This is a genomic window from Dechloromonas sp. TW-R-39-2 (assembly GCF_016864195.1).
In the GTDB taxonomy this organism is placed as follows: Bacteria; Pseudomonadota; Gammaproteobacteria; order Burkholderiales; family Rhodocyclaceae; genus Azonexus.
Genome location: NZ_CP045202.1, coordinates 3118115 through 3130000 on the forward strand (window position 1 = coordinate 3118115; position 11886 = coordinate 3130000).

Below are 11886 nucleotides of genomic sequence, written 5' to 3' on the forward strand. Positions count from 1 at the left end.
CGTATCTCCCTACAAAAAATTACAAACAATCTGCAAACACCCCTCATAAAATGCCAAACAAATATACCAATGGGCTAAAAGAGGAACAAAACCAGTGCGCGTGCAATTGTTCATCATTTCATCCATCCCGCTGTTACTGATTGCGTGTAGCACGCCTGTCGTACACGATCGGGTGCCAGGGCACCTTAATCCCGCAAGCACCACACAAATCATCCCAGGCAATATTCCAAGCCCGGTACTGAACAATTTGCCACCACCTGTGAACTCTGCCGCACAGACAAACAAGGCCGAAACCTACAGTGTCGTGGTCAACAACATTCAAGCGCGGGATTTGCTGTTTGCCCTGGCGCGCGATGCAAAAATCAACGTCGACATTCACCCAGGCATATCGGGGACGCTAAGCCTCAACGCCATCGATCAAACCCTGCCGCAACTTCTACAGCGAATCGCCAGGCAAGTTGATATTCGCTTCGAATTTGATGGGGACAATATTTCGGTGATGCCAGATTCACCGTTTCTCAGGCATTACACCGTTGACTACGTCAATATGGCGCGCAATGTCAGCGGGACGATCTCGACCAACACGCAGATTTCAACGGCGGGAAACATGCCGGGTGCGGCGACGGGCGGCAGTGCGGGAAATATATCCAATACGCGGATCGACAATAGCGCCAAGAATATTTTCTGGGAGTCGCTGGAAAAAAACATCAAGGACATCCTGCGGGAAACCGACAAGACATTGCCCGAGGGCAGCAGCGAAACAGTCATTGAACAAACCGATAGCAGAAACTCGACAGGGCCGCAGCCCCAGCCTCCCAACAACCCTCGAACACACCGCCCCGCAGCCAACACCGTCCAACAAACATCGCCAGTCCCCAGTTCATCACAGACTGCCGCCAACTCAACCATCCGGCGCAACACGTTTCGCGAAGCCGCCGCCGTTATTCTGAATGCCGAAAGTGGCGTCATCACCGTCCGTGCCACCCAGCGGCAACACGAAAAAATACAGGAATTCATCGACCGGGTAGTTCATGCCGCCCGCCGTCAAGTCATGATCGAAACGACGATTGTCGAGGTCGAACTGTCCAATGGCTTCAAACAAGGCATCGACTGGAGCCGATTTCGCGCTGACGACTCCGGTTTCTCCATCACCCGGCCAGCCAACGGGAGTGTTGCTGATTCGGCCAACACAGCATTCAGCCTGATTTTGCGGCAACTCAACAAGCCGCTCAACCTCGTCGCCGCAGTCAATCTTCTCGAATCGTTCGGCACGACCAAGGTGCTCTCCAGCCCTCGTTTATCGGTACTCAATAACCAAACCGCGCTACTCAAGGTTGTTGAAAGCATTGTGTACTTCAACGTCAAATCCGACACGACCACATCAGCCAATGTCGGCACTACGACCGCCGTCACAACGACACCGCAATCTGTCTCGGTTGGCCTGGTGATGGCTGTCACGCCGCAAATCAGTGAATCCGGAACGGTCATCATCAATATCCGGCCGACGATTTCCAGCGTTTCCGACTGGAAGGAAGACCCTAATCCATCGAACAAAGCAGCCGGCGTCCAGAATCTTGTCCCGCAAATCCGCACCCGCGAAGTCGAGTCGGTGATGCGCGTTACAAGTGGGGACATTGCAGTATTGGGCGGATTGATGGAGGACGGCATCAGTTACAACACCGGCCGGATTCCCTTGCTCGGACAAATACCGCTGGCTGGAGAACTTCTTACCAAGCGCGACAACAATTCCCGCAAGTCCGAGTTGGTCATTTTTCTAAGACCCGTCGTCATCAAGGAAGCCAGCCTCGAAGGAGACTACCGCTCACTGAAAGACCGCCTGCCTGGCCCTGAGATGTTTTCTCCTGCATTTTCGGCACACAGCATCACCGGCCTTCCCGATGCCAGCAAACATCCATGACACTCCCCCCAAACAAGCGACCATGAGGTTCTTGATAATGATTATCGTGGCACTCCTCATCCCGGCCCTGGCGATTGCCGGAGGCCTTGGCAACCACCCAAAAGGGCAGGCACCAGATCACGATCAAGACACGCCACATCAAGCCAAGCCGGCTGATAAAAACATAGGAGCAGGAGCTCTTTCTTGCCAGTCCCTCACTGCGCCAGAAAAATCTGATGAACTTGACTCTGTGCAGTTGGCGTATGAGAAGCAGTCGGCCAAGGATCCCAACAACACGGACATTCTTCTCGCACTCGCGACTATTGCTGAAAGAAAAAACCGGCCCGATGCAGCGGAGAAACTCCGGCGACAGGCGCAACAGGCCAACCCTCAATCACCGGCAGTCATTGCCAGCGTTATCGGCTCACTCAAAGGCGGCGTGATGCGCCGCGAAGCAGAAAGCCACCTCAGAAGCTGGCTGGCGGCCCATCCACGCTCAGCCGCCCTGCACTTTACCCTGGGCAATCTGATGGCCGGAGAAGGGCGCTGGGACGAAGCCGAACTAGCCTACTTCAATGCTGTCGCCAATGAGTCAGGCAACCCGGACTTTCTCTTCAACCTGGCCATCAGCCTTGACCGGCTCAGGCAGTACCGCCTCGCCATTCAACATTATCGGCTGGCACTGGAAGCTTCAGACAAGCGTCCCGCCGGGTTTGATATCGCCCAGATCAGACTTCGCCTGGTCGAGTTGCAACAAGCCTTGTCGGATACGCGATGAACTCAGCGACATCACAACATCTACCGCTCGGCCAGGCGCTCATCACCGCCGGATTGCTGAGTGACGATCAATTGCATATTGCTTTGCGCGAGCAGCAAGAAAGAAAACAGCAATTGGGACGCCTTCTGGTCACCCTGGGTTTTTTGACCGAAAAGCATTTATGCGAGACGTTGGCGGCGATACAGGGCAAAACCAAAATTGACCTGGCAAACATCAGCATTGATCCGGAAGCACTCAAACTGATCCCCGGCGATCTCGCCAGACGCCAGCGTGTCTTGCCGCTTGACTTTGACCAGGCTCGCCGACACTTGCTTCTGGCGGTTGCCGACAGTCACGACCTGCTGGCCCAGGATCAGATTCAAGCCGAACTGGGCTCTGACTTCAAGATTGAAATGCGGCTTGCCGGAGAGTCCGAGATCAGCCAGGCCATTGATCGATTTTATGGCCATGATTTTTCGATCGACGGCATTTTGCACGAACTGGCCACAGGCGAAATCGACCGAAAACAGCTGTCGACCGCAACGCCCGATTTCGGGCACCCCATTGTTCGACTGATTGATTCCTTGCTGAATGATGCCGTCAAGCGAACCGCCTCGGACATCCACTTTGAACCGGAAGCTCACTTTCTCCGCATTCGCTACCGGATAGATGGGGTACTCCGCCAGATCCGTGCGTTACACAAATCATGCTGGCCGGCGATGATGGTTCGCCTCAAGGTCATGGCCGGGATGAACATTACCGAGACGCGAGCACCGCAAGATGGCCGGATCAGCCTGAACATTTCAGGCCGGCCGGTTGATTTCAGGACGGCCTGCCAGCCAACCATCCATGGCGAAAACATGGTCATGCGCATTCTGGACCGGCGGCAAGGCATCGTTCCCCTGGAAGACCTCGGACTGAGAACGCACCATCTGGCACAACTCAAACGGATGATCGCTCGACCGGAGGGCGTCATTCTGGTCACCGGCCCCACTGGTAGCGGAAAAACCACAACCCTCTATTCAATTCTGGGCCAGATCAACCATGAAGGCGTCAACATCATGACGCTTGAGGACCCGGTTGAATACCAGTTGCCGATGGTGCGCCAGACCTCTCTGGGAGAAAGCAGCAAACTGGATTTTGCCAGCGGCATCCGATCGATGATGCGCCAGGATCCGGACGTAATTCTGGTCGGAGAAATACGCGATCCGGAAACGGCAGAAATGACTTTTCGGGCCGCCATGACCGGCCACCAGGTTTTCTCGACCTTACACAGTAACTCAGCCATCGGTGCGATTCCCCGGCTTCTTGATATCGGCGTACAGCCGGACATGATGAGTGGCAACATTATCGGCATCATTGCCCAGCGGCTGGTTCGCCGCCTCTGCCAGACATGCAGGCAGCCCCGCATCGCAACGAGCGAGGAACTCAAACTACTTGATCGCGACACAGCCGCACCGACAAACCTGACCATTTATCACCCGCAAGGCTGTTCAGCCTGTGAGCATCAAGGTTATCGCGGACGGATTGCCTTGATCGAGACGTTGCGCATCGGTCCCGGTCTGGACAAATTGATCGCGCAACGAAGCACCTTGGTCGCACTGCGCGAACAAATGCATGAAGAAGGTTTCCAGACGCTGGCCGATGACGGCGTTCAACACGTCATCGAGGGCAACACCTCGCTCGAAGAACTCTGTCGCATCGTTGACCTGAGCGAACGGATGTAGCCATGCGGTTCCGCTACAAAGCACTCAGCAACGATGGACTGCTCGCACAGGGTTATGCCGAGGCGCAGGATGCGGTCGACCTCGAAACAAGGTTGAAAATCAGGCATCTGGAACTGATCCGCTGCCAGCCATGCCGCTACCGCCCGATCTTTGGCCAGCCGAGCATCACGCGGCGCGATCGGATTGACTTCTGCTTTCATCTGGAACACCTGACCCGGGCGGGAATTCCGGTTCTCGACGGGCTGAAGGATTTACAAGCCGCCACTGAACACAAGGCTTTCCGGCAAGCCATTGGTGAGATGATTTGCGACATTGAAAATGGGCAAACCATTTCCCAATCGATGGCCGTCCATCCTCACCTGTTCGACACCATCTTTGTCAATTTGATCAAAGCCGGCGAGGAAAGCGGGCAGCTGCCGAGCACACTGGCCAACCTCGGAGAAGCCCTCAAATGGGAGGATGAACTCGCTTCGCAAACCAAAAAACTGTTGCTCTACCCCGCTTTCGTTGCAACCGTCGTCATCGGCGCCACCATATTCCTGATGCTGTACATGGTGCCGCAACTGAAACTGTTCATCAGCGGAACAGGGCAAGCCATTCCCCTGCAAACCCGGCTTCTGTTTCTCACCGCAGAGCTTGTTGCTGACGGGTGGCCGTTGATCATTACCCTGCCCATCGCTGGCGGCATCGTGATTCGATGGATCCTCGATGCCTCCCAGGACACCCGGCGACAGGTCGATGCCTTGATACTTAAATTGCCGGTTATCGGCCCAGTGCTAGGCAAAATCAGCCTCGCCCGATTTGCCAATACCTTTGCCATGCTCTACGGCTCAGGCATTTCAGTCCTGCAAGCCCTCAGCATCACACACGGCGTCGTCGACAACCGGGCCATCCGCGCGGCACTGCAAGATGTCGAAAAATCGATTCAGGATGGCAGCAATATTGCTGAAGCATTTACTCGCACCGGACTGTTTCCGCCGTTGATCATTCGCATGCTGCAAATTGGTGAAAGCACAGGCGGGCTGGATAGTGTGCTGCTCAATGTCAGCTATTTTTATACCCGCGACATCAGGGAGTCGATCGGACGCCTTCAATCGCTGATTGAACCTGCCTTGACTTTACTGATCGGAGGGTTGCTTGGCTGGATCATGATGGCGCTGATCGGTCCAATTTACGATGTCATCGGACAGGTCAAAACATGAACAAGGCAGCCATTCTTCTGGCTAATCATCAGTCTTTGACTGTTTTCATGCCCTCCCACGGTCAACTTGCCCAGCATGCCTGTTTTCAAAATACCCCCGATGGGCATCGGGATTTTTTGGTCTATCTGGCAGCAAATCACAAAAACCACTATCGCCTTGCCGTCGATACGGTAGATGAGTCCTGCATTCGGGCAAGCATTCCCAGGCTTCGGGGCACCGACCGCCGAGCACTTGTTCAACACCGGATCCAACATGCATTTCCGCCATCGGCCCTGACTTTCACCACCACCCTGGGCATCAACAAGGCGCAGCCTCCCCAGGAAGAGCTACTCATTTCCGGACTCTCCCAGGCGGACAAACTGGGCCCTTGGCTGGACACCATCAAACTATCCAAAATTTGCTGCAACGGGATTTTTACCCTGTCACAAATTGGCCCGCTACTACTCAAATCGCTGGGCCACGACACAGCCTGTTGCCTTTTACTCGCCCAATGTGGCGACGTGCTTCGCCAAAGCTTTTTGCTCGATGGACAGAATCTATTGATTCGGCAATCCCCCCTGCTCAAGGGCAATGCTGCGCAAATGGCCGAGCAAATCCGGCAGGAGCACACCAAACTACGGCATTACCTGATTGGCCAACGCGAGATCAGCCGGGATGCGGTCGTTCCAAGCTATCTGATCGCCCAGCGTGAGGTAACGGCAAATATCGACGCAACGGCAAGCCCCCAGGAAGCGACCTGGCAGATGCTTGAAACCGGCGAAACCGCCAGACGCCTTGAAGTATCCGCTCAGATGGAAGAAGGAGACGCGACGGCAATTTTTCTTGGTGTGCTAAGCCAGAAACTGCCCGGCCATAAATTTAAGGAAACGCGCCTGCACCAGACCATATTGCAGCATCGAATCCGACGCACGTCGCTGGCGGCCAGCATCAGTATCGCAATCATCGCGACGGGCTTGCAGGTTTACCTGCAGCATGAGATCAGCCACTTGGAAACACTGACATCCGTGCTTTCTTCCCAAGATCCGGTGCGACAAAAACCGCTCACGGAAGCCAATGCCGCCGCACTTGAAAAGTGGCGCAATCTCAATCAGCAGCACACCGCAATTTCGGGGCAAATCATCGATCCGGTCGCCAGGCTCCGACAAGTCAGTCAGGTACTGACGCACTATCCAGAAGTCGAAGTGGATGAAATCAACTGGCAGAACGATGCAGGGAAACCTTCTGAAAATACCCAACTACGCGGCAGAATCCTACTCCCCGAATCAACATCGGCAAGGATGCTTATTGCTTATCAGGATCGCCTGATCGCATCGTTCAGACAGGCCGGTGCTGCTACGGTCGACCTTCAGAAATCGCTAATTTCAACCGACTCATCCGCATCGCTGGCACAGGAAAATAGCGTCGGTGATAAACAAGCCCGACTCTTTGCACTCCTGATGCGCCATCAACCTGCGCCATGAAAACATTGATGGCCGACGCGCATCCCGCCCAAAAACCGATGGCTGTTTTCTTGGTCATGCTAACCCTCGCCACCGGCCTCTCCCTCTGGGGAATGCAACGTCACACACAGGCGGAAGAGCAGTACCGGCAGGCAAGACAGAACAATCTTGCCAACGAGCAGAGACGGCACTCGCAACATGCCGAAGAACAAATCATGGCCGATGGCAAGCGCCTAGCCCGGCAGTTCAGCGGAGCGGGTGCCAACAAACAGGAACGACGACTGAATTTGATCGAATCACTGGACCGAATCCGGCACCACCCGTTCATTCACGCGCTGGCGTATTCATTCCCGGAACCCAAGTCATCAACACCTGTTGCGGCAGACAAGCAGGCATTTTCTTGCATCAGACTCAACATCAAGCTCGGCCTGCTGCACGAAGAAATTCTGCTGGACGTTATTGATCAGCTTAAACAGGAGATCAATGCCACTCCAGTCATCCGACAGTGTCTGTTGAAGCGCAACACGTCGGAGAGCGAAAGCATGCTTGCCGCAGAGTGCGATATCGACTGGTATTTCCTCGAAACAGGAGCGCTGCCGCAATGAAAGCGCACGGGACCATCGTTTTGATTGCGCTATCAATTGGCTATCAGGCATGTGCCGCGCAGCCCGAAAATCGTCTGGAACGACTGTTCTTCACGCCGGAACAACGCGCAAACCTTGAACGAATTCGGCGTTTGCCAAGTAGCAACGGGGAAATACACGAGACCAGGGGAGAATTTACGCTCAATGGGGAAATAACCCGGAGCAATGGCAGACGCATTCGCTGGGGCAACAATCAACACATTCCTGACGAAGTCGCTCTTCCAGCTACGCTCGCCGTCGGCGATACGCTCCTCAATGAAAACGGAAATCGGCTATCGATTCTCGGCGATGGAAAAATTGAAATCCGGCGGGCCAAGGGTAAGCCTTGAAATATCACCATCCTCTGCCCCGCAAGCAATCCGGGATCATTATCTGGCTGCTCGTCGTCCTCCTCATCCTGGTCAGCAGCCAAGTCATCTCGGGCCTGTCCGAATCACAAAATCATGCGATGCGCCATCAAGTCAAACTACTTGACTCGCTGAAACAAGCCAAGGAGGCCTTGATTGCCTATGCCGTAACCGATGCCAAGCGACCGGGTCGCCTGCCCTGCCCGGACATCACCGGCACTGGTATTTCACCGATTCTTTCGCGTGATGATTGCGACAGTTACAACGGACTTCTCCCCTGGAAAACACTCGATCTGGTCACTGCCGTCGATGATCGGGGAATGGTCTTTCACTATAGTTTGTCCCGCTGGTTTGGCGGCGATCGAAAAATTCCGCCACTAAACAGCGATACGGAAGCCGATTTGCGCGTCGAACCCACCAATGGCCCAGCAAGCACCGACATTGTTGCCATCATCATCGCCAGCCGCGGCCAACTTGATCCGAAAAATGCAGACAACGATCTGGTTTTTCAATCCGGTACCGGCCGCGAAGCAAACAATGACGATTTACTGATCACAATCACGCGAGAAGAACTGATGGCTGCCGTCGAAAAACGAATCGCCGGTGAAGCAAAGTCCTGCCTTGAACAATATGCCAGCACGCGCGGCTACTACCCATGGCCCGCGCCCCTCGGGGAAACAGCCTACCGGGGGAGTCCGGGAAGTCTTTTTGGCCGGGTCCCGGAAACACAGCCAGCCGGAGACACCGAAATGCTCGTGTCAGCCGATATTGCAGCTCTTGAAACAGCCCGTCTGACGGCTGATCGCGCAATCTCAACGACTGAACGTATCGTAGCCCTGAAAAACCTCAGCACTTTGGTCAGCGATCAAAACACTCAATTCCTTGTGCCATGGGCAAACCTTGCGCAATCCCTGGCAGAAAAAGCAGGCGGGATCACCTCGGCACTGGGAGCTCAAAGCAAAGCCATTACAGCAGCCATCGCCAATGACCGAATCAGCAAAACTGAGAAAACAAATTTACGCAGTAGCGCATTGGCCATCAAGGAAAGCGCCAGCCAATTGATCATCCAACTCGAAGATTCGGGGCTGGATCCGCTCCCGTTCTATCTGTCCAAGCAAAACAAAGTACTGCGCTCAGAAACAGAAAAACTCATCTCGGGCACACCGAGCAATCTTGAATACACAGCAATCATTGGCCTTATTCAAGACCTGGCTGAAACACTCAAGATTAGTCATACCGGCAATCTCACACTTTTACATTTGCTGGATACCGCATATCAGGCAGCAAGCGTTGCGCAGGCAGACTACAGCCACGCCCAAAGCACTACCGGTGATACAAGAATCCAGCAAATTGCCCGGCAATCCGGCAGCGATCTCATTGTTGCGGTCGACGCATTAAAAACAGGAATTTCCGGACAAAGGATCAATGTTCACCCAGAAGAACTACAAGCTCCGTCACTTCAGCTTTCAAGCTTGCCACGCCTGGATAGTCTGCTGGTTGAGCAAAAACTGGGGCAGCTCCAGAAAATCACCGCATCAATCAAGACTGAATCGATTGCTGTTCTCGCACAAGCACACATCGTTGCATCCAGCCTGGAATCGGCAACACAGGCGATAAAGGCAACGACCAATGCGTCCCAACTCCAGCAGACCATCGCCCCTGCGCTGGCCGAAATTGACAAGCTCAGCAGCTTAATTGCAAACAATGGCGACAATATCGGCCAGGAAAGCCTCAAAGCCATTGCGGCACGCTACTCTGACGCTGAAAATATATTCGCCAGAATTGAACCCAGAACACAGCAAGAGATGGTGCCGTACGTCAATGCCCTGACAAATCCGGCAGACGACTTGAACCGCTGGGCTGAGCACGTTCACGCGCAGGCATATGAAATTTCTACCTGGAGCCAATCCGGCACGGATGTCATTGCCAGCATCAATCGCAAAGGCGAAAAATTACCCGATGGAAGCCTGATTGCACTGCAGTCTTACGCCAAGACCACTACAGAAGAAAATCGGGTTATTGCTGAAAATGCTCAAAAGCTGACGGCAGGAGCGCTTGCTGTATTAAAGGAAAAACTTTCCGGCCTGAGTGCCTCAATGGCCGCAGCGGTACCGATTCGCTGGTCAAGCAACGGATGCACGATGTTGAATCCCGAAAGCAAAGGACAGTGGTGGGGAGACAACCAGTGGAAACAAGGCGTTTTTTACCAGATTTCAGACCGTTTCCGAGGCAAATCGGGCGAACTGAAAGTCAATGGCGAAGGACATTACAGCATCGTCGTCCTGAGTAGCGGCCCAATTGCCTGGCATCAAGTCGGTAGCTGCCAATGGCAACTACAGTCAGCCTCGGCAAGAATTTCTCCCGGCCGAAAAATAGCTGACTTTCTCGAGAAAGAAAACAGCGACCCAAGCCGCGACGGGGAAGCAAAGAACCCAGGTTCCAATTTTGTCTCAAGACAAACTCCACGCTGGCGTGAAATCGATTTTCAAAACTACAGCTCGCTTCATCCCGAGTGCGCTAGTGAAGCAGGGAAACCGGATGCTGCAGCATTCCCGCTGCCGATATTCAATGACCAACTCGCCTATTGAATATGCCAAAAACGACCGCTGCATCGCAAATGGAAGGTGGGTTCTCGCTCGTGGAACTCAGCATTGCCATCGTTATCATCACGATTTTAAGCAGCAGCATGCTCCGAGCCTACACGATCCAGCGCAAAGCCAACCAGATACTGGAAACGCAAAAACAGCTGGAAGAAATCCGTGAAACACTCATCGGCCACGCGATCGTTACCGGTCGTCTGCCATGCCCAGCATCACCGACGATTCCAGAAAGCGATCCACGAGCAGGCATGGAGGACAGGAATGACATGAATACGCCCTGCAATCGAAATTATGGTGTGATCCCCTGGGCAACACTGGGAATTACTGGCCATGATGTTTGGGGAAGGCGCTTCACTTACTTCGTGAGTAGCAAATTTTCAGGTCCTACGCCGAGTACGGGGCTGAACAGTTTTAATTTATCGACAGGAAGTGGGGCTGATAATGCCGGAACTGGGAACGTAAAACCCGGAATCAGCAGTGGCAGCAATATAGCCTCGGATCTGCCCGCAATTATTGTTAGCCATGGACCAAATGGCCTAGGTGGATTTCTATCCGGCGGCCAGCAAATCCCGGGTGCCAAAGGTGATGAACTGGAAAATGCGAACAATACACAAACATTCATTTTCCATGCTCAAGATGAAACCTTCGATGACCAAGTAATCTGGGTCATCGGCAGTGTCCTGAAATCGCGACTCGTTTTATCCGGGAGGTTGCCGTAGGGTGGAGGTCAGACTCTTTTCGGCATTAGATTTTGATTATTTATAGCATTAAAGCATAAAGCCCTCGTTACGTTGGTAACGAGGGCTTTGAATGGGAGCCTGGCGGTGACCTACTTTCGCGAGCGGAAGCTCACTATCATCGGCGCGATTCTGTTTCACGGTCCTGTTCGGGAAGGGAAGGGGTGGGTCCAGAAGGCTATTGCCGCCAAGCGTAACTTGTGTGCTTGTCGCTGATTAGCGCCAAGCCAAATTGGGAGGAAGGTTGTTTTGTTGTGACTGCGGATTTGCTTGTATAAACAAGGTTATAGGATCAAGCCTTACGGGCAATTAGTATCAGTTAGCTTAACGCATTACTGCGCTTCCACACCTGACCTATCAACGTCGTGGTCTTCGACGACCCTTCAAGGAGTTCAAGACTCCGGGAAATCTTATCTTAAGGCGAGTTTCACGCTTAGATGCTTTCAGCGTTTATCTCTTCCGAACATAGCTACCCGGCGATACGACTGGCGTCATAACCGGTACACCAGAGGTTCGTCCACTCCGGTCCTCTCGTA

The 11886-nt window shown here is 53.7% G+C and carries 9 protein-coding genes and 2 rRNA genes (1 of these 11 running past the window's edge); 9 read left to right on the forward strand and 2 right to left on the reverse strand.

The window, feature by feature from the left end:
- Positions 1–259 precede the first annotated feature (259 nt).
- The 9 genes from mshL to GBK02_RS15165 are packed head-to-tail and all read left to right on the forward strand — an operon-like array spanning position 260 to position 11332.
- Entirely contained in the window at positions 260–1918 is a 1659-nt protein-coding gene (gene mshL, locus GBK02_RS15125) for a pilus (MSHA type) biogenesis protein MshL (protein ID WP_239003061.1), read from the forward strand.
- A gap of 37 nt (positions 1919–1955) precedes the next feature.
- Complete coding sequence (locus tag GBK02_RS15130) at positions 1956–2675, forward strand: tetratricopeptide repeat protein (protein ID WP_203467438.1); 720 nt, start codon at positions 1956–1958, stop codon at positions 2673–2675.
- Entirely contained in the window at positions 2672–4381 is a 1710-nt protein-coding gene (locus tag GBK02_RS15135) for a GspE/PulE family protein (RefSeq protein ID WP_203467439.1), read from the forward strand. The genes GBK02_RS15130 and GBK02_RS15135 overlap by 4 nt, the downstream gene beginning before the upstream one ends.
- A 2-nt stretch (positions 4382–4383) precedes the next feature.
- On the forward strand, positions 4384–5583 hold the full coding sequence (locus GBK02_RS15140) for a type II secretion system F family protein (protein ID WP_203467440.1): 1200 nt from the start codon (positions 4384–4386) through the stop codon (positions 5581–5583).
- A complete protein-coding gene (locus GBK02_RS15145) occupies positions 5580–7043 on the forward strand; it encodes a hypothetical protein (RefSeq protein ID WP_203467441.1) in 1464 nt (487 codons plus the stop codon). Before GBK02_RS15140 ends, GBK02_RS15145 begins: the two co-directional genes overlap by 4 nt.
- A complete protein-coding gene (locus tag GBK02_RS15150) occupies positions 7040–7627 on the forward strand; it encodes a hypothetical protein (RefSeq protein ID WP_203467442.1) in 588 nt (195 codons plus the stop codon). The genes GBK02_RS15145 and GBK02_RS15150 overlap by 4 nt, the downstream gene beginning before the upstream one ends.
- The gene (locus GBK02_RS15155) at positions 7624–7995 is read left to right on the forward strand and encodes a hypothetical protein (protein ID WP_203467443.1); all 372 of its coding nucleotides are present in this window, start codon (positions 7624–7626) and stop codon (positions 7993–7995) included. Before GBK02_RS15150 ends, GBK02_RS15155 begins: the two co-directional genes overlap by 4 nt.
- Positions 7992–10601: a hypothetical protein gene (locus tag GBK02_RS15160; protein ID WP_203467444.1), complete on the forward strand. Its 2610-nt coding sequence runs from the start codon at positions 7992–7994 to the stop codon at positions 10599–10601. The genes GBK02_RS15155 and GBK02_RS15160 overlap by 4 nt, the downstream gene beginning before the upstream one ends.
- 29 nt (positions 10602–10630) lie before the next feature.
- Positions 10631–11332, forward strand: a complete 702-nt coding sequence (locus GBK02_RS15165) for a type II secretion system protein (protein ID WP_256435927.1) — start codon at positions 10631–10633, stop codon at positions 11330–11332.
- Positions 11333–11429: 97 nt separating this feature from the next.
- Here the strand turns inward: GBK02_RS15165 and rrf are convergent.
- A 5S ribosomal RNA gene (gene rrf / locus GBK02_RS15170) occupies positions 11430–11542 on the reverse strand.
- A 96-nt stretch (positions 11543–11638) separates the two neighbouring features.
- Positions 11639–11886 (reverse strand): 23S ribosomal RNA (locus GBK02_RS15175); it runs 2632 nt beyond the window's last position.

What these genes read in the sequence shown, in the direction of transcription:
- GBK02_RS15130 (WP_203467438.1), top strand. Translation starts at nt 1,956, where the DNA reads ATGATTATCGTGGCACTCCTCATCCCGGCCCTGGCGATTGCCGGAGGC.
- GBK02_RS15135 (WP_203467439.1), top strand. Translation starts at nt 2,672, where the DNA reads ATGAACTCAGCGACATCACAACATCTACCGCTCGGCCAGGCGCTCATC.
- GBK02_RS15140 (WP_203467440.1), top strand. Translation starts at nt 4,384, where the DNA reads ATGCGGTTCCGCTACAAAGCACTCAGCAACGATGGACTGCTCGCACAG.
- GBK02_RS15145 (WP_203467441.1), top strand. Translation starts at nt 5,580, where the DNA reads ATGAACAAGGCAGCCATTCTTCTGGCTAATCATCAGTCTTTGACTGTT.
- GBK02_RS15150 (WP_203467442.1), top strand. Translation starts at nt 7,040, where the DNA reads ATGAAAACATTGATGGCCGACGCGCATCCCGCCCAAAAACCGATGGCT.
- GBK02_RS15155 (WP_203467443.1), top strand. Translation starts at nt 7,624, where the DNA reads ATGAAAGCGCACGGGACCATCGTTTTGATTGCGCTATCAATTGGCTAT.
- GBK02_RS15165 (WP_256435927.1), top strand. Translation starts at nt 10,631, where the DNA reads ATGGAAGGTGGGTTCTCGCTCGTGGAACTCAGCATTGCCATCGTTATC.